Source organism: Mycobacterium shunyiense (assembly GCF_058270035.1).
Genome location: NZ_JBZDPT010000022.1, coordinates 51,972 through 68,560, shown reverse-complemented (window position 1 = coordinate 68,560; position 16,589 = coordinate 51,972). Strand labels below are relative to the sequence as shown.

The 16,589-nt window shown below is 66.2% G+C and carries 18 protein-coding genes; 8 read left to right on the top strand and 10 right to left on the bottom strand.

What is annotated here, in order from left to right; all coding sequences use genetic code 11:
* The first annotated feature begins 25 nt into the window (after window positions 1–25).
* Window positions 26–1,852: an acyl-CoA dehydrogenase gene (locus AC4ELS_RS15410; RefSeq protein ID WP_448444627.1), complete on the top strand. Its 1,827-nt coding sequence runs from the start codon at window positions 26–28 to the stop codon at window positions 1,850–1,852.
* A 25-nt stretch (window positions 1,853–1,877) separates the two neighbouring features.
* Entirely contained in the window at window positions 1,878–2,588 is a 711-nt protein-coding gene (locus tag AC4ELS_RS15405; RefSeq protein ID WP_499048015.1) for a fumarylacetoacetate hydrolase family protein, read from the top strand.
* Here the strand turns inward: AC4ELS_RS15405 and AC4ELS_RS15400 are convergent.
* Window positions 2,554–3,384: an IclR family transcriptional regulator gene (locus AC4ELS_RS15400; RefSeq protein ID WP_498885048.1), complete on the bottom strand. Its 831-nt coding sequence runs from the start codon at window positions 3,382–3,384 to the stop codon at window positions 2,554–2,556. The two genes, AC4ELS_RS15405 and AC4ELS_RS15400, sit on opposite strands and share 35 nt — an antisense overlap.
* Window positions 3,385–3,499: 115 nt before the next feature.
* On the opposite strand from AC4ELS_RS15400, the gene AC4ELS_RS15395 reads away from it, so the two are divergent.
* From AC4ELS_RS15395 to AC4ELS_RS15385, 3 genes are read left to right on the top strand one after another with little or no spacing between them, the layout of a single operon-like run.
* Complete coding sequence (locus AC4ELS_RS15395) at window positions 3,500–4,552, top strand: zinc-binding dehydrogenase (RefSeq protein WP_499048013.1); 1,053 nt, start codon at window positions 3,500–3,502, stop codon at window positions 4,550–4,552.
* Window positions 4,549–4,953, top strand: coding sequence for a nuclear transport factor 2 family protein (locus AC4ELS_RS15390; protein WP_499048011.1), 405 nt, complete (start codon window positions 4,549–4,551; stop codon window positions 4,951–4,953). Before AC4ELS_RS15395 ends, AC4ELS_RS15390 begins: the two co-directional genes overlap by 4 nt.
* A complete protein-coding gene (locus tag AC4ELS_RS15385; RefSeq protein ID WP_499048009.1) occupies window positions 4,946–5,764 on the top strand; it encodes an SDR family NAD(P)-dependent oxidoreductase in 819 nt (272 codons plus the stop codon). The genes AC4ELS_RS15390 and AC4ELS_RS15385 overlap by 8 nt, the downstream gene beginning before the upstream one ends.
* On the opposite strand, the gene AC4ELS_RS15380 is transcribed toward AC4ELS_RS15385, so the two are convergent.
* Together AC4ELS_RS15380 and AC4ELS_RS15375 are read right to left on the bottom strand one after the other, a co-directional pair.
* Entirely contained in the window at window positions 5,761–7,542 is a 1,782-nt protein-coding gene (locus tag AC4ELS_RS15380) for an HNH endonuclease signature motif containing protein (RefSeq protein ID WP_499048007.1), read from the bottom strand. The two genes, AC4ELS_RS15385 and AC4ELS_RS15380, sit on opposite strands and share 4 nt — an antisense overlap.
* Window positions 7,543–7,570: 28 nt before the next feature.
* On the bottom strand, window positions 7,571–8,464 hold the full coding sequence (locus tag AC4ELS_RS15375; RefSeq protein ID WP_499048005.1) for a mycobacterial-type methylenetetrahydrofolate reductase: 894 nt from the start codon (window positions 8,462–8,464) through the stop codon (window positions 7,571–7,573).
* 144 nt (window positions 8,465–8,608) lie between these two features.
* Here AC4ELS_RS15375 and AC4ELS_RS15370 point away from each other — a divergent pair, with 144 nt between their 5' ends.
* Together AC4ELS_RS15370 and AC4ELS_RS15365 are read left to right on the top strand one after the other, a co-directional pair.
* Window positions 8,609–9,370, top strand: coding sequence for an alpha/beta hydrolase family protein (locus tag AC4ELS_RS15370; protein ID WP_055118957.1), 762 nt, complete (start codon window positions 8,609–8,611; stop codon window positions 9,368–9,370).
* Between the two features lie 9 nt (window positions 9,371–9,379).
* On the top strand, window positions 9,380–9,832 hold the full coding sequence (locus AC4ELS_RS15365; protein ID WP_064880485.1) for a 6,7-dimethyl-8-ribityllumazine synthase: 453 nt from the start codon (window positions 9,380–9,382) through the stop codon (window positions 9,830–9,832).
* Here the strand turns inward: AC4ELS_RS15365 and AC4ELS_RS15360 are convergent.
* From AC4ELS_RS15360 to AC4ELS_RS15345, 4 genes are all read right to left on the bottom strand, one after another.
* Window positions 9,829–11,190: an FAD-dependent oxidoreductase gene (locus AC4ELS_RS15360; RefSeq protein WP_499048004.1), complete on the bottom strand. Its 1,362-nt coding sequence runs from the start codon at window positions 11,188–11,190 to the stop codon at window positions 9,829–9,831. The genes AC4ELS_RS15365 and AC4ELS_RS15360 overlap by 4 nt on opposite strands.
* 76 nt (window positions 11,191–11,266) lie before the next feature.
* Window positions 11,267–12,172: an alpha/beta hydrolase gene (locus AC4ELS_RS15355; protein WP_448444614.1), complete on the bottom strand. Its 906-nt coding sequence runs from the start codon at window positions 12,170–12,172 to the stop codon at window positions 11,267–11,269.
* A 34-nt stretch (window positions 12,173–12,206) separates the two neighbouring features.
* Complete coding sequence (locus AC4ELS_RS15350) at window positions 12,207–13,163, bottom strand: AraC family transcriptional regulator (protein ID WP_498884887.1); 957 nt, start codon at window positions 13,161–13,163, stop codon at window positions 12,207–12,209.
* Between the two features lie 98 nt (window positions 13,164–13,261).
* Window positions 13,262–13,660 (bottom strand): STAS domain-containing protein, encoded by a 399-nt coding sequence (locus tag AC4ELS_RS15345; protein ID WP_448444610.1) that lies wholly within the window; start codon window positions 13,658–13,660, stop codon window positions 13,262–13,264.
* A gap of 407 nt (window positions 13,661–14,067) precedes the next feature.
* Here AC4ELS_RS15345 and AC4ELS_RS15340 point away from each other — a divergent pair, with 407 nt between their 5' ends.
* Window positions 14,068–14,688: a TetR/AcrR family transcriptional regulator gene (locus tag AC4ELS_RS15340; RefSeq protein WP_498884885.1), complete on the top strand. Its 621-nt coding sequence runs from the start codon at window positions 14,068–14,070 to the stop codon at window positions 14,686–14,688.
* Here AC4ELS_RS15340 and AC4ELS_RS15335 read toward each other — a convergent pair.
* From AC4ELS_RS15335 to AC4ELS_RS15325, 3 genes are all read right to left on the bottom strand, one after another.
* On the bottom strand, window positions 14,667–15,107 hold the full coding sequence (locus AC4ELS_RS15335) for a hypothetical protein (RefSeq protein ID WP_448444607.1): 441 nt from the start codon (window positions 15,105–15,107) through the stop codon (window positions 14,667–14,669). The genes AC4ELS_RS15340 and AC4ELS_RS15335 overlap by 22 nt on opposite strands.
* 66 nt (window positions 15,108–15,173) lie before the next feature.
* Window positions 15,174–15,713, bottom strand: a complete 540-nt coding sequence (locus AC4ELS_RS15330) for a hypothetical protein (protein WP_498884884.1) — start codon at window positions 15,711–15,713, stop codon at window positions 15,174–15,176.
* Between the two features lie 235 nt (window positions 15,714–15,948).
* On the bottom strand, window positions 15,949–16,548 hold the full coding sequence (locus tag AC4ELS_RS15325) for a TetR/AcrR family transcriptional regulator (protein ID WP_498884882.1): 600 nt from the start codon (window positions 16,546–16,548) through the stop codon (window positions 15,949–15,951).
* Window positions 16,549–16,589: the final 41 nt, after the last annotated feature.

The following is a 16,589-nucleotide window of genomic DNA, read 5'->3' as shown; positions in this document are numbered from 1 at the left end:
CGGGACTGGTCGACGCTGGCGGATCGTGGGTCACTACATCGCGAACGTCCGCGACATCGAGTTCAATCTCTTCCAGGTTCTGGCCTTGGGGCCGGTCATCGACTCGGGCGCATTCGGCGACCTCGACACCGAGACCGCGCGCACCATGCTCGACGAGGTGGCGCGCTTTGCCGAAGGTGTTGTCGCAGAATCGTTCGTCGACGCCGACCGCAACCCTCCCGAGTTCGATCCGGCCACCCACGACATCACCGTGCCGGGACCACTCGCCAAGACCGTGCAGGCCGTCAAGGACGCCGAGTGGTGGCGCGTCGGGCTCGCCGAGAACGCCGGGGGCACAGCGGCGCCCGCATCGTTGGTGTGGGCGATCCAGGAAATGATCATGTCCGCCAACCCGTCGGCGATGTTCTTCTATGGTCTCGGCCCGGCGATGGCACACACGCTGGCCGAGGTCGGCACCGAAGAGCAGCAGCGCTGGGCGCGCATGAGCATGGACAAGGGCTGGGCCGGCACCATGGTGCTGACCGAGCCCGACGCGGGGTCTGATGTGGGCGCCGGGCGCACCAAGGCCATCGCACAGCCCGACGGCACCTGGCACATCGACGGGGTGAAGCGCTTCATCTCCGGTGGCGACGTCGGCGATACCGCCGAAAACGTCTTCCACCTGGTGCTGGCCCGCCCCGAGGGCGCCGGGCCCGGCACCAAGGGGCTGAGCCTGTTCTATGTCCCGAAGTTCCATTTCGACTCGGAGACCCTCGAACTCGGTGAGCGCAACGGCGTGTACGTCACCGGGCTCGAGCACAAGATGGGCATCAAATCTTCGCCGACGTGCGAGGTCACCTTCGGCGCGCACGGCACCCCGGCCGTCGGCTATCTCGTCGGCGACGTCCACAACGGCATCGCTCAGATGTTCCGGGTGATCGAGAACGCCCGGATGACCGTGGGAGTGAAGTCCGCGGGCACTCTGTCCACCGGCTACCTCAACGCGCTGGCGTACGCCAAGGACCGCATCCAGGGCTCCGACATGCTCAAGATGACCGACAAGACCGCACCGCGAGTCGCGATCATCGAGCACCCCGACGTGCGACGCAGCCTGCTCACCCAGAAGGCCTACGCGGAGGGCCTCCGGTCGGTGTACCTGTACACCGCCGCGCACCAGGATTCCGTGGTGGCGCAACATGTCTCGGGCGCGGACACCGAATTGGCCCATCGCGTCAACGATCTGCTGCTGCCGATCGTCAAGGGTGTCGGTTCGGAGAAGGCCTACGAGGTTCTCACCGAATCGCTGCAGACCCTCGGCGGATCCGGTTACCTGCAGGACTACCCGATCGAGCAGTACATCCGCGACGCCAAGATCGACTCGCTGTACGAGGGCACCACCGCCATTCAGGCGCTGGACTTCTTCTTCCGCAAGATCGTCCGCGACCAGGGCAGCGCGCTGGCCCACGTCGCGGCCCAGATCTCGGCAACTTTGGAAGCCGGGGGTGGGCTGGAGCCTGAAATCGCCCGGCTCGCCACCGCGCTGAACGACGTGCAGTCGATGGCCGCCACCCTCACCGGCTACCTCATGGCGGCACAGGAACAGCCCGAGCAGCTCTACAAGGTCGGCCTCGGTTCGGTGCGGTTTCTGCTGGCGGTGGGCGATCTGCTGATCGGCTGGCGGCTGCTGGTCGGCGCGCAGGTCGCTCAGGCGGCACTGGACACAACGAGCGATCGCGACCGGGCCTTCTACGAAGGCAAGATCGCGGTGGCGAAGTTCTTCGCGCACAACATGTTGCCGCTGCTGACCGCGGTGCGGGAGGTCGTGGAATCGGTCGACGGCGACGTCATGCACCTGGACAACGACGCATTCTGACGCGGGCCCGGGGAAGATGGTTCCCATGGCCGACTTCGTGATCCCACCTCCACCGCAGGCGTCGCTCCCGGTCAGTACCGGGGATGGCCGCTTTCCGGTGCGGCGGGTGTTCTGCGTCGGACGTAACTACGCCGCGCACGCGCGTGAGATGGGCAAGGATCCCGACCGGGAACCGCCATTCTTCTTCATGAAGCCGGCCGACGCCGTGATCGACGCGGCGGGCACCGTCCCGTATCCGTCGCTGACGTCGTCGTTTCACCACGAGATCGAGCTGGTGGTGGCGCTGGGCTCCGGTGGCCGCGAGGTGGCACCGGACGACGCGCTGGAGCTGGTCTGGGGCTACGGCGTCGGTGTCGATCTGACCCGGCGCGATCTGCAGGACGAGGCCAAGAAACTGAGCCGGCCCTGGGATTGGGCCAAGGGTTTCGACGCGTCCGCCCCCTGCACCCCGATCCATCCGGTCTCAGAGGTCGGTCACCCGGACAGCGGCGAGATCTGGCTGCGGGTCAACGGTGAGCTGAAGCAGCACGGCGACCTCAGGGACCTGATCTGGTCGGTCCCCGAGGTCATCAGTGCGATCTCGGCGGCCGTGGACCTGGCCCCCGGCGACCTGATCTACAGCGGGACCCCCGCCGGGGTCGGGCCGATGCAGCCCGGTGACGTCATCTCCGGTGGCGTCGGAGGAGTCGCGGAGTTCAGCTTCACGATCGGCCCAGCCGATCGGCGGCCCGCCTGACCCGCTGGCCGGCGGTGTCCACCTGGCGAGCGGTCATGGATCGCAGCGGGTGTACCGACAGGATCAGCGCGACCCGACCGTCGGCATCGAAGACGGGTGCGGCAATGGTGGCCACCGGCTGCGCCTTGCCTGCCATCCCACCGGACGGCACCAGACCGATCGTGGCGAATTCGGCGAGCAGTTGATCGGTGATGTCGCGAACATGGTCGGGCAGTCCGTCACTCGACAACGTGCCGACCAGTTGTGCCGCCCGGGTCAGATCCGGTGTCGTCCAGTCGATGTCGTAACCACGTTCCCGGGTCTGGGCGAGCACCTCCTCAAGGCGGCCGGCCAACTCCTCGCTGAGGCCAGGTGCCCGTCCGATCCAGCTGCGTTGCTCGTCTGAGCCGCCCCAGGCCGCAAACGCAACGCCGAACGGCGGTGCGTATCGGATCCGGTCACCCGGCGCCGAGGCCGGCTGCCGGCCGGCCCCCTCGAACGCGGTGATCACCAGCTCGTCATCGAGCCGTTCGACGACCGAGGCCGCACAGTCGAGTTCTTGCGAAAGTTTTTGGGCAGCAATGCGAGCCGCATGCGCCAGGGGTCGCGCCGCCTCCGTCCGGGCCGCCACCACGGCCAGGCCCGGTCCGAGAGCGAACGTCTTGTCAGCGGGATCGCGGATCAGCCAGCCGCGGTCGCACAAAGTCTTGAGGATGGCGTGCGCGGTGGCCTGAGTCAGGTCCAGCGCGCTGACCACATCGGAGAACCGCAACCGGGTATCGCCGGCACCCGCCAGCAACTCGATCACATCGAGCACCCGATTGGTCGGCGCCGAGCCCGCACCACGCACCCTTGACTCCGTTCTGGACGGTTCCTACAGTCGACCTTGTCAATTCGAGAGACTATCTCGAATATTAGAGAATTGGTATGCGATGCGCGCAGTTGTCCTCCGGGCCGGTCAACTCCAGGTCCGCGAGATCCCTGATCCCGTACCGGGTCCCGGCGAGCTTCTCTTGCGGGTGCTCAGTACCGCGATCTGCGCGTCCGACGTCCACTTCATGGACCACCCCGAACTCGGTCTCAACGATCCGACCGGCCGATCGCTCTATGACGCGGACCGTGACGTCGTGCTGGGCCACGAGTTCATCGGCGAGGTCATCGGTCACGGGCCCGGCTGCAGCGATCAGTTCCCCGTGGGTAGCCGAGCCACGTCGATCCCCATCAGGCTGGTCAACGGTGGCGCCGACGGCGCCCACATCATCGGCCAGCACCCGGACACCCCAGGGAGTTTCGCCGAACTGCTGGTAGTGGCTGAATCGATCGCCCGCCCCGTCACCGGCGGCGCCTCGGATGACGCCGTCGCGCTGACGGACGCTTTCGCAGTCGGCGAGTTCTATGTCCGATCCGCCCGGCTCGAGCCCGGCGAGATCCCCATCGTGATCGGCGCCGGGGCGATCGGGCTGTCCGCGGTCGCGGCATTGGCCCGCCGTGGCGTCGAACCGATCATCGTCTCGGACTTCCAGGCCGACCGATGTGCCCTGGCGTGCAAGGAGTTCGGCGCCCACATCGCCGTCGACCCGGCCGAACGCTCACCGATGGACGTCTGGCGCGAGGTACGCGCCGAACGCAACCTGTGGGGCCCGGCGGTGGTGTTCGAATGTGTCGGCGCATCGGGTCTGATCCAGAAGATCGTCGAGGAATCCGAGATGGGTACCAGGATCTACTGTGCGGGCGGTTGGTACACCGGCGACACCCTCGACATCACCACCGCCACCCGCCAGGGCGTGACCTTGCAGTTCGGCGGCGGGCCGTGGCCGCAGGACTGGTACGGAACACTGGATGCCATCGTCTCCGGAGACCTGGACCCGACACCCAGCATCGGCATGGTGGTGCCACTCGACGAAGTTCCCGACGCGCTCGACCTGGCCCGCCGCTCGGCAGGACCCGCGCGAATCATTGTGCATCCGAACGGAGACCACGCATGACCACCCACGAAGACCACCTGGACATCATCGACGTACTGGTCCGCTACGCCACCGGGATCGACCGGCGGGACTGGCCGCTGTTCCGCACCGTCTTCACCGATGACTGCGTGCTGGACTATGGCGAGATCGGCAAGTGGAACGGGGTGGACGCCGTCACCGAGTTCATGGACCAGTCCCACGCGATGGCCGGGCACACCATGCACCGGCTGAGCAACCACGCGATCACTGTTGACGGGGATACCGCCACCGCGCGCACCTACATCGACGGACTGATCCTGGCACAGGACAACAACTCCGGCGTCAACGCCGTCGGCTTCTACGACGACGAGTTCGCCCGAACCTCAGCGGGCTGGAAGATCGCGCGACGACAGTTCACCGCGGTGCGGATAGCCAATGTCTGACTTCACAGATCGGTACGGTCCGTGGGCGCTGGTGGCGGGCGCCTCCGACGGGGTCGGCTCGGCAATGGCCGAGGAGTTGGCGCGGCGTGGCCTCAACGTGGTGCTGCTGGCCCGGCGACAAGGCGTTCTCGACGACGTGGCAGCGGCCATCACGGCACGTACCGGCGCGCAAACGCGAACGCTGGCAATAGATCTGGCCGCGCCAGAGGCTGCCGGCGAAGTGATCGCTGGGACCGAGGATCTCGATATCGGTTTCCTGGTCTACTGCGCGGGCGCCGATCCGAACTTCCGGCCGTTCCTGTCCAGCCCTCTGTCGGACGCCGAATCGCTGGTGCAACGCAACTGCCTGGTGCCGATGCAACTGTGCCATCACTACGCCCAGCCCATGGTGGAGCGAGGCCGTGGCGGCATCGTCATCTTCGGGTCCGGGGCCGGATTCGCCGGCGGGCCGAACATGGTGGCCTACGGCGCGAGCAAGGCCTTCGACATGGTGTTCGCCGAGGCACTCTGGACCGAGCTGCAGCCCTCGGGTGTCGACGTACTCGGACTGATTCTCGGTAAGACCGACACTCCTGCCCTGCGCAAGCTGGAACACGAGCGAGGCCAGATCTCCTCACCCGAGCACACTCCGCCGGGTGCGGCAGCCGTCGATGATGTGGTGGCGGCGGCATTCGCCAATCTCACCCAGGGACCGACGTGCCTGGTGGGTCCCGAGATTCAGGCTGCCGCACAACTGATGGCCTCGGTGAGCCGCAACGATGCGGTGCGGTTCATCGCGCAGGCGGTCACCGCCGCCATGGGTGCGAACTAAGGTCCGCGTACTGCCTTGTTTCCGGTGGTGCGGTCGTTGCCGATGCGTTGCCATGGGTCGGGGTGGTCGAGTAGGTCCCAGGCGGGTGGGAGTCGGGGGTGGGCCGGTTCGGGGGCGGACAGGTCTGGGTGTGACGGGTCCGTGGCGAACAGGCCTGTGGTGAACGGGTCTGTGTCCCAGAGGTAGTCCGGGTGGGGTGGGGGTGGGTCGAAGTCGTTGTCCCACTGCCGGTCCCAGTCGGGATTCCACTTCAGGTCCCACTGCGGGTCCCAGTCCAGGTCCCATTCGGGGTAGGGCTCGGGTTCGGGCTCGCGGGTGAGATCCGGTGCCGGTGCCGGTGCCGGTGCCGGTGGCTGTGTCACGTCGGGTTCGGGCGTGAGGTCGGGGTCGGGCTCACGTTCCGGCTGATTCCCGGGTGGGGTGAGCAGCAGTTCGGGGCGGTGAAGGTAGTTGATGCGGTTTTGGCCGTGATCCAGCTCTGGCGGTGGGTGCCACTGCACGACACCGTCGGCGGTGATAGTGGTGCTGTAGCCGCCGTCGTCATCGACCAGGCGATTGTCGGGCCCGCAGGCCAATGCCATCACGTCGACATTGGTGTTACCGCCGGCAGCCCAGTCGGCCTCGCCGTGATGGGCTTGACAGCCGTAAGCACCGACGGTGCAGCCCGGTTTGGTGCAGCCCCCGTCGCGGGCGATGAGCATGATGCGTTGAGCCGGGCTGGCGATACGCCGAGCCCGAAAATAGTTCAACGCCGCCCCCGTGGCCCGATCGAACACCGCCAAGTAATGACTGGCATGAGCACCCATGCGGATGACGTCGCGGATGGGGATCTTCGTCCCACCCCCGCTGACCCCGATCCCGGCACGCGATTCCAGGTCTTGCAAGGTGGTACGCACGATGATCGACACCGGTAACCCGTTGAGCTGACCCAGATCCGTCATCAACGCGATCCGCCCGATCACCACCAACGCGTCGTGCTGACGCTGAGCCAAACTGCGCTGATCCTGCTCGATCTGGGCCTGGGTGGGGGTGCCCGACATGCAGGGCTGCTCGTCATCGGGATTGCACATCCCGGGCGCGGCGAACTTCGCGAACAGCACCTCCCACACCGCAGCCGCCTCCGGGGTCAGGTTCGCCGTCAACGCGGTCATGGCATCGCGGCCCTGCTTGCCGACACTGACCCCGCGTTTGCGGGCCCGTTCGGTGTCATCAGGTGCGGGGCCGTCCTGATCGAGCAGGAACAGCCGCAACTCGGCGGTGTCTTTGAGTTCTTTGGGACCCACCCCGACCGCGACCCGCACCAGGTCGGCTTCGAACTGTTCCCGGGTCACCTGGTCGACGAACCCGGGTAGCCGGTGCACCGCATCACGCAACACCTTGACGTGATCGGCGTTGATCAACCCCGCACCTTGCGCGGCAGCCACCACCGGCAACACCGCAGGCAAGGATTCCCCGGTCAACGAACGGCGCGGCCCCAACTCGGCGGCCTCACCCAATCGCCGGCCGGCCTCAGCGGTCGACAGCCGCCACCGGATCCGCAGCACCTCATTCCAGGATTTGGCACCCAACTCCTGCGAGGTGGCTGCGGCCTGCAACTGTGCGAGCAGCCGATGCCCCACAGCGGGCAGCTGACACAGCAGTTCCTCGTACTCGTCGAGCACCGCCACCAGCTCAGACCGGGTCAACGACTCAAAATCACCTGCGGCGAACGCGTCGAAAGCCGCGCGTAACCCCGCTACCGCCTGGACCGCACCCGCCTCCATGAATCGAACATACATTCGACCACCGACAAGTGCGGCCGGCGCGCTAGACCCGGTCCGGGGCCCAGTACTCCAGCATCTCGGCGAAGGTCTCGAACGCCGGCTTCGACACCCCGTAGGCCGCTTCGAAGTGGATGCTCAACGGGAAACCGAGCTCGGCCACGCCGTCGATGACCCGCTTGTAGAGGTCGAGCATCAGGCGGCGCTTGTCCGCGGGCTCCCGCTGGGCCAGGTCGGTGACGAATGCCTGCTCAGCGGCGACGGCCTCGTTGCCCGGGTCCTGGATGAGCCAGTTGATCAGACCGACCTTGGTCTCCATCTTCGGCACGAACCCGAACGACAGCAGGATCTCTGGGCGGTGATCGGTGGTCTTGGCGAGCTCGGTCAGGAACTCGACGATGGCATCGGAGTACAGCAGCTGGGTCATGCCGTATGTCGCGCCCTGGTCGCACTTGAAGTTGAACCTGCCCTGCTCGCCCTCACGGGTGGGGATCAGGATGGCGCCGCGGTTGGGCACCAGCTCCTCATAGGTCGACAGGGCATCGGTCGGGGCCACACCCTCGCCCTCGCCGTCCTTCATCGTCCGGGGCACGCCGACGAACGCGATGCCCTCGAAACCCGCCGCACTCAGATCGGTCAGGCGCTTGCCCAGCGCCTCGGAGTCCAGGAACGAGGTGACCTGTGTGCACAGACCTCGCATGCCGGGCAGTTCGGGCCGGAGGATGTTCCAGTAGTCCAGGACATCCATCCGTGGCTTCATCTCGATCGGACGGTCGTGGTCCTCATCGATCATCCCCGGGATCATAACGTGGCGGATCCGGCCTTCGATACCGGTCTCAGATGCCAAGGCGAGCACTTTTCGCGCCTCGTCAACGGGGTACTGCACACCGCGATCAAGGGTGGGCGGGACGAGTTCCAGCGCGATGGTGTTCAGAGGCACCTGATTGCTCCACACTCTCATTACATTCAGACACGGCGTCATGGGCGGCGTTGACCATGACCGGCCGGTCCATCCACCCTACGGAGCCAGGCCGTGCGACCACACAGGTACCTCCGCCAACCCGCAGCGTGGTAGACCACCTGCATGGCTGAGCGCGTCACATTCCCCAGTTCGACAGGCCCGATGCTGGCCGGGGTGATCGATCGGCCCGACGGACCGGTGCGCGGCTGGGGCGTGTTCTCGCACGGCTTCACCCTCGGCAAGGACTCTCCGGCCGCCTCGCGCATCTGCAAACAGCTGGCTGCCGACGGCATAGGAATGCTGCGCTACGACGCACTCGGCCTGGGCGGATCCGAGGGCGACTGGGGTGACGGCTCCTTCACCCACAAGACCCAGGACATCATCGAGGCCTGCAAGTTCATGGCCGAGCGCGGCACCCCGGCCGACATCCTGATCGGACATTCGTGGGGTGGTTCGGCCGTCATTGCCGCGGCCCGACGATCACCGGGTGTCCGGGCCGTGGTGACCGTGGGTGCACCGTTCGATCCCACACACGTCGAGCGTCAATACGACGCGGTGATCGAGCAGGTCTGCGCCGAGGGCAGCGGGCAGTGGATGGTCGGCGGGAAGACCCTGACCCTCAAGCGCGCATTCGTCGAGGATGTCCGGGCCACAGAGCTGCTCGACAAGATCAAGGGCCTCAAGATGCCACTGCTCATCCTGCACTCCCCGACCGACAACACCGTCGGCATCAAGAACGCCAGCGACATCTTCTGGGCCGCCCGCCATCCGCGCAGCTTCGTCTCGCTGGAAGGTTCCGAACACCTGCTGACCGGGCCCGGGCAGGCCAAACGCGCCGGACGAATCATCGGCGCCTGGGCCGACGCCTACCTCGACGTGCGATAGCGTCGCTACATGTCTGACGCAGCCACTCAGATCGCGTTCGTGCAAGCCACCTGGCATCGCAACATCGTCGACAAGGCCCGCGAGGGGTTCACCGAGCAGATCGGCACCCATGGCTTCGACGGCGCGGCCCTGGAGTTCTTCGAGGTTCCCGGCGCCTTCGAAATTCCGCTCACCGCAAAGCGTCTGGCACTCACCGGACGTTACCGGGCGATCGTCGCGGCCGGGCTCGTGGTCGACGGCGGCATCTATCGCCACGAGTTCGTGGCCACCGCGGTGATCGACGGACTGATGCGCGTGCAGCTCGACACCGATGTGCCGGTGTTCTCCGTCGTGCTCACCCCGCATCACTTCCACGAGCACGACGAGCACATCGAGTACTTCACCAAGCACTTCGTCAAGAAGGGCGCGGAGGCCGCCAACGCCGTCGCGGCCACCCTGGCGTTGCACAGCTCGCTGGATTAGTCGCGCACCAGGGCGTCCCGGCCGGCCTGGATCATCTCGTCTCGCGCCACCACCTTCACGCGCTCTCGCCCCTGGACCTCCCCCAGTGAGATCTCGTGAGAGTCGAGGCGCTCCCATTCCGCCCACGTGGTGTAGTCGACACCGGTGGCCGACAGGTGCTCGAGTATCGCGTCAGGATCGCGAGTTTCGGGAGTACGCAGACCCGGCAGGTCGTCGAGCAGGCTCGCAACGGTTTCGGCCGCATCGGACTTGGTATGTCCGATCAACCCGATCGGGCCTCGCTTGATCCAACCCGTCACGTAGGCGGCATCGATCAGCCCACCGTCGATATCCAGCACCCGGCCCGCGTCATTCGGCACCACGCCCGCGTGGTGGTCGAACGGCAGCTCCGCCAGATGCGACGACAGATAACCCACGGCACGGTACACCGCTTCCACCCGCCAATCGGTGAATTCTCCTGTGCCGCGGACATTCCCGTCGCCACACAGTTCGGTGCGCTCGGTGCGCAGGCCCGCGACCCGCTCTGTGCCCAGTACCGCCACCGGCGACTGGCACAGGTGAAGGTGAATGCGGTGCGGCGCACCGGTGGGTTCGCGCTGCAGATACTTCATCATGGTGTCCACCACGAGCCTGGTCGACTTGCTCGTGTTGATCGCGTGCTGGCTGGCGTCGTCGATCTCGAAACCCTCCGGATGCACGATGACATCGACGCTGGGCGAGTGTGACAGCTCGCGAAACTCCATGGGGCTGAACTTGATCTGCGCCGGACCGCGGCGGGCGAAGACGTGGACGTCGGTGGCCTGGTTGGCGGCCAGCCCCTGGTAGACGTTGCCCGGGATCTCGGTGCTGAGTTGTTCGTCGGCCGGCTTGGCCAGCATCCGCGCGATGTCGAGTGCCACGTTGCCCGCACCGAGCACGGCGACGCGCTTCGCGGTCAGCGGCCAAGTGCGCGGCACGTCGGGATGCCCGTCGTACCAGGACACGAAGTCGGCGGCACCGTAGCTTCCCGGCAGATCGATGCCCGGGATGTCCAGCGCCCGGTCGGCCCTGGCGCCGGTCGAGAAGATCACCGCGTCGTAGTGGCGGCGCAGATCGGCCAACCGCAGATCCGTGCCGTAGTGGACATTGCCGATGAACCGCACGCTGTTCTCGTCACGGGAGAGCACGCGGCGCAGTGCCTTGATGATCTCTTTGATCCGCGGATGATCCGGGGCGACTCCGTAACGCACGAGTCCGTACGGGGCAGGCAACCGGTCGAATACGTCGACGCGCGCGTGCTCGTACTCCTTGGTCAGGATGTCGGCGGCGTAGATGCCGGCCGGGCCCGCGCCGATGACTGCTACCTGGATCTTCCTCATGCCACCCCTTCTATTTAGGTAAGGCAAGCCTAAATAGAAGGGGTGGCCGTGTGAGGGCTTCCCTACGAGATCCCTGTCACGGTGCGGTGGCGCGCCGCACGTGCCCGGCGATGTGGTCGTAGACCTTCCTGGTGACGTCGACGTTGTTGCTCATGATGTTGTAGCCGTGGTCGACGTCGGGCACTTCGTAGTACTCGGCCAATGCGCCGACCGCGTCGAGTTTCTCGGCGTATCGCCACGCCTCGTCGCGCAACCGGTCGTACTCGGCGGTGACGATCAGCGCCGGGGCGATGCCCTCGATTCCGTCGGCGTTCGCGCCCCAGGCCGGGGACGCCAGCCGGTCGGTGCGACGGGCGCGATCGGGTATGTAGGCGGTATCGAACACCTCGCCCATCCACGGCTTCAACACGGCCTTGGCGCCCACCGGGGAGTGTTTGTCCTTGGTGGCAGTGACCAGGTCCAGCGGCGGGTAGTGCAAGACCTGTAACGCGATCCGCGGTCCACCGCCCTCCAGCGCCAGCCGCGCGGCCGCCGCGGACAAGCTGCCGCCCGCACTCTGCCCACCCACACACAACCGGCTGCCGTCCCAGTCATGTTCGGGCTTCGAGACCCAGCTCAGCACGTCATAGATCTGTTCGGCCGGGGCGGGAAACCGACGATGCGGGGCCAGTAGGTAATCGACGTTGATCACAACGACATCCGCGTGTGCGGCGAGGAAACGGCACCACGGGTCGTCCTGCTCTCGGTGTCCGACGACGAAACCTCCGCCGTGCACGTTCACGTACACCGCGGGCTTTCCCTCGCCGGCCGCCGGGTGATACACCGTGGCGGCAACGTCACCGTGACGGGTCGGGATCGCGATCAGCGTTGTGCGGCCGGGTATTTCGGGGAACCGAACGGCACTCATGGGCCCCGGACGCACTCCTACGGAGAACAATCGGGCCAGGGCATCAGCCACCATCGGCGTGGACAGTATGGACACGTTTTCCTTCGCATGAGCGGTGAGTTCAGTTGGTTCAACTGAGGGTGTCGGACGGATTCTCACCGAAGGTACGCCGGTAGGCAGCCGCGAAACGCCCGGTATGGGCGAATCCCCATCGAGCCGCGACGGCTTGCACCGTCGTTGTCGCCGGATCGGCGTTCAGAAGCTGGCGCCGCGCGAGGTCCAGACGCACCCGGCGCAGATATCCCATCGGCGAGACCTCGAGATGGCGCCGGAACATGTATTGCAACGCGCGGGGCGTGACGTAGACCGCCTCGGCGATGTCGGCAAGGGCGATATCGCGGTCGGCGTTGGCTTCGATGTAGGCGATGGCTCGCCGCAGCAGCGCCGGTTTCGCGTCGCGCCGATCGGTCGGACCGGGTTCGAGCCCGGCGTTGGTCGGCATCGTGGAGACCACGGTCGCAGCCAGCATCGAGGCGGTGGCCGAGGCCAGCAGAGGCGGTACGGGCCCACTCCTGGCCTGCACGACCGAGCGCACGTACTCGATCGCGACGGTGAGCTGGTACCCCGCCTGCGCCGATACCGGGCGATGGCCGGTGAACCGCACGGATCCGCCCGGTTCGCTGGGGCCCGTCGTCGCGACGCGCCCCAGCAATTCGGTGTCGAACATGGTCAGGTCGTAACCGGCCCGGCAGACCCGGCCCGAGTAGGGCAGCTCGGGCGGCGAGAACAACGTGACGTCTCCGGGCCCGAACACATCCTGCGGTTCGCCGATGAAGTTCTCCTCGATACGGCCCGAGTGCACTCTGCACAAGCAGATCCGGTTCAGCGGATCAGCGTCGTACGACATGTGATAGTCGAGCTCGAGTTCGTCGAAACTGATCGACCCCAGCCACTTCCGGACGATGCGCGTCGTCGGGCGCTCGCCCGGACCCCGGCCGATGGACATCTTCGTGTACGCGCGCGCCAAGAAGTCCTCGGTGGCGCCGAGGTTCGTACTGGTGAAATCCAGATCTTCGTTCGCCGTCATCACGTTTCGCTCGAGGTGGACTCACTGGGGCGCGGTCGCTGCCCCAGAAAGCCATTCTACCTGCATTGCTTACGTTGTATACGGCACCAGCGGGAGGGTCAGCCAGAACCGGCCGTCGCGCCCGTGAGGCCCACGACGGGCAGGTGATGGTCCGCGAACACCTTCAGCAGCGGACGCAACGCACTTCCGACCACCACATGCCAGGCCGCGCACTTCTGGTTGCACTCGTCGGCGAAGGCCAACAGTTCGCGGAAACCACTGATCGCCATGAAATCCACCGCGCGTAGATCCAGGACGAAAGGGGTCCCCGGCTGAATGAGCCGGCGGATCGCGGCGATCAATCGGTCCGCGTTGCAGATATCGATTTCTCCCTCGACCACCAGCACAGTGGCCGGGCCACGGATATGCGCCGAGACCCGCGCTCCGGCGCAGTCGACGACTGCGGTGTCGGAAGAACGGACCGGACGCAGCCGATCCGCGTAGTGAACAGCAGTCATGACACTCCATCGCCTAGCTACAAGGGAGCGAGGTGCGACCCTCGATCACGTAACTTTGGCTGTGTCCTCAACCGCGTTGAGACTATCGCGATCACCGCCGGCAGGGATCGATTCGGATCCCCGCGCACGAGCCTTCGATAACTCGAAACGCCTTCACTCCCAGCCTTTTTCGCCGCAGAGCACGCGGTTCTGCAGGTGACGAGGATTTCGTTGCCTGGATCGGCTCGTACCTCTGGATGTTCGTTTATTGACCCGCATGCCCGAGGCGCCGTGTCACAGGCCATGTTCAGTTCTTTATGTGAATCCGGCCACCCGGCGATCGCCAAGGACCCGGAAACTCCTGGACATCGACCCAATCCCCACAAACGTGAACATGGCTCATGTCAGCGATGTGCGACGATTCAGGCGTGGTCACCCACAAGCCACTACGGCGCCGCCAACCAGTACAGGAGCGCAGCAGACGACGCGTCGAGCGCATCCGGGCTGCGGCGCTCGAGCTGCTCGAGACTGAGGGCGTCGACGCCGTCACCACCCGCGCCATCGCCCACCGCGCCGAAGTTCCGGTCGCGACGGTGTACCAGTTCTTCCCGAACCGGGATGCGATCCTGCAGGAGATCGTCACCGACCACCTGGACCGTCGCGATGCCGAAGGCGCAGCAGTCCTGGCCGCGCTGGCGCCGACCAGCCTCGCCGAGGTCGCCCACGGCATCTTCGAATTCCACTACGAACACCTGCGGAACCATCCGCACCTGGTCAACTTGCACTACACCAGCCTGGCGAGTGGACAGATCGCCGATCCGCGAGTGCGCCGGGCCGAGTTCGCCACCGCGCTGCATGCCGGCCTGCTGCACTGGGGGCTGCTGCGGGAGGATACCGATCCGCTTGTGACGATGGTCGCCGTCGAGATGGGTGATCGCCTGCTGGAGATGGCCTTTCACGCCGGCCCCGAGAAGGACCGCGCGATTCTCACCGAGGGCGAACACGCGCTCACCCAGTATCTGCAGGCCTACGCCGCACCCACCGCCTGATCAAAGCCACCGGCGCGGAGTTGCTTGGCCAGCGCGAACCGGGTGAGCGTGCCGACGAACCGGTCGAGTTGCGTTGGCCGGGCGCGCATCCGCGGGCCGAAGGCCCATTGCCCATCACAGCGTTCGAGTACGAGCTCCTCCACCGGCTCGTCGAACACCGGGGTCGCCACGCCCGGCGAGCTCGCATCAGTCCAGTTTTCGACGATGTGCGCCTGCAGGCGGCCGCCGTCGACCCGCCGGACCCGTACCGACGTCGGCGTGACCGATACGGCGAGTGTGGTGGTTTCGAAATCGCCGCCGATCCCGACCTGGACGACGTCGTCGACGAGGGGAACACTCAGCCAGGTGGTTTCGGGCCGAAGTTGGTCCAGCAGCCGGTCCAGACCGGCCGTCTGCAGGGTCGACGAACACGCACGCATACCGTTAATGATTATCATTTTCACCAACTGCCCTCAACTTCTCGGGCAACTGCGCAGCTCAGCAGGTCAGCGGCGGGCCCCGCTGCCACCGACTTCGGCGGCCAGTGGCGGCGGCAACGGTGTCGTCGGCGTGGGCGACGCGGTGGCCGGAGCGGGAGCCGCGCCCGGACTCTTCACCGAGTCCTGTGTGGCGGGGGCGCCGGGGCGGTGAAAGTCGATCATCGCCTCCTCCCGGATCACCTTCTCCCCCACACTGAGCACCAGCGACTTCGCCGTAACCAGGTACTCGATCCCGGCGTTGTCCACCCGGAACGCGCCGTCGTCGTTCCGCGTCGCGGGCACGATCAGCTTGGCGCCGTCGCGCAGCCGGACACCGCGGTACTCGTACTTGCCGCCCGACACCGAACAGATCGCAACCCTGGAGGCGTCAGTGCTGCCGTACAGCACGGTGGCGTCCGCGCTCGGACACCGTGCCGTCGAGTCGACATATCCACGGCCATCACTGGCCGGCGCGGCCGAGACCGACGGAACACCCACCGCGAGCAACGTGACACCCGCCGTCACCGCAGCGGTGAGACAGCGACGCGGGGACCAGACACCAGACATCGGTTACCACTGAACCACGGCTTTGCTGTTTACGAGAGCGTCAACCCCGAGACAGCACCGAATCGTTAGGTCCCCGCAATACAACCGGTTCTGACGGGGAGAACACCACCGCGATCCGGCCGTAGCCCTGCGTCACCCAGGACACGGCTGGGTCTCGGAGATCAGCCGGTCCTGTTCCCCATGGCGTGGTCAGGCAATCAAGAGCGAACGGCATTGCGCTGGAGGTGGTTCGAGACTAAAGCGCCAGGCTGCGCATGGTCCTGACCACGAAGTCGTCCAGCAGGGCGTCGCGGGTGGGCCAGTCGTTGGTGGTGATCAACAGGGCATAGAAGCCGAGCAGGAAGAAAACCGCACTGTTCCACGGGCTGACGTCGGCAGCAACCTCACCTTGCTGCTGGGCCAGTTCGATCTCGCGCGCGACACCCGAGATCACCGGGTGCTCCTGGCTGTCCGGCGCGGGGGGACGGGTCTGCGAGAAATGCAGGGCCAGAAAGTCTTTGAACAACACGTCACCTAGCCGTCGTTCCAGGCCGATGACGAGCCGCATCGACTCGCGCAGCCCGTCCTCCAGGGTGTGCGGCTTCTTGAGGAACTGCGTGTACAGCTTGGCGATACGTACCTCTTCGCGCTGCTCGAGTTCGAGCAGCACATGTTCCTTGGTGGGGAAGTGAAAGAAGAACGTGCCGTGTGCGACGCCCGCCGCAGTGACGATCGTGCCCACATCCGCTTCGGCCATCCCGGCGCGCTTGAACTCGGCGATCGCCGCACCCATCAACCGCTCACGCGTCTGTAGGCGCTTCGCCTCACGCGCGGACAGCCCGTCTGCCACAGCCATTCCATTCCTTCGTGTTGACCGGGCCCAACGCGCCCGACTCA

What these genes read in the sequence shown, in the direction of transcription:
- AC4ELS_RS15405 (WP_499048015.1), top strand. Translation starts at nt 1,878, where the DNA reads ATGGCCGACTTCGTGATCCCACCTCCACCGCAGGCGTCGCTCCCGGTC.
- AC4ELS_RS15395 (WP_499048013.1), top strand. Translation starts at nt 3,500, where the DNA reads ATGCGCGCAGTTGTCCTCCGGGCCGGTCAACTCCAGGTCCGCGAGATC.
- AC4ELS_RS15390 (WP_499048011.1), top strand. Translation starts at nt 4,549, where the DNA reads ATGACCACCCACGAAGACCACCTGGACATCATCGACGTACTGGTCCGC.
- AC4ELS_RS15385 (WP_499048009.1), top strand. Translation starts at nt 4,946, where the DNA reads ATGTCTGACTTCACAGATCGGTACGGTCCGTGGGCGCTGGTGGCGGGC.
- AC4ELS_RS15380 (WP_499048007.1), bottom strand. Translation starts at nt 7,542, where the DNA reads ATGTATGTTCGATTCATGGAGGCGGGTGCGGTCCAGGCGGTAGCGGGG.
- AC4ELS_RS15370 (WP_055118957.1), top strand. Translation starts at nt 8,609, where the DNA reads ATGGCTGAGCGCGTCACATTCCCCAGTTCGACAGGCCCGATGCTGGCC.
- AC4ELS_RS15365 (WP_064880485.1), top strand. Translation starts at nt 9,380, where the DNA reads ATGTCTGACGCAGCCACTCAGATCGCGTTCGTGCAAGCCACCTGGCAT.
- AC4ELS_RS15360 (WP_499048004.1), bottom strand. Translation starts at nt 11,190, where the DNA reads ATGAGGAAGATCCAGGTAGCAGTCATCGGCGCGGGCCCGGCCGGCATC.
- AC4ELS_RS15350 (WP_498884887.1), bottom strand. Translation starts at nt 13,163, where the DNA reads ATGACGGCGAACGAAGATCTGGATTTCACCAGTACGAACCTCGGCGCC.
- AC4ELS_RS15345 (WP_448444610.1), bottom strand. Translation starts at nt 13,660, where the DNA reads ATGACTGCTGTTCACTACGCGGATCGGCTGCGTCCGGTCCGTTCTTCC.
- AC4ELS_RS15335 (WP_448444607.1), bottom strand. Translation starts at nt 15,107, where the DNA reads ATGCGTGCGTGTTCGTCGACCCTGCAGACGGCCGGTCTGGACCGGCTG.
- AC4ELS_RS15330 (WP_498884884.1), bottom strand. Translation starts at nt 15,713, where the DNA reads ATGTCTGGTGTCTGGTCCCCGCGTCGCTGTCTCACCGCTGCGGTGACG.
- AC4ELS_RS15325 (WP_498884882.1), bottom strand. Translation starts at nt 16,548, where the DNA reads ATGGCTGTGGCAGACGGGCTGTCCGCGCGTGAGGCGAAGCGCCTACAG.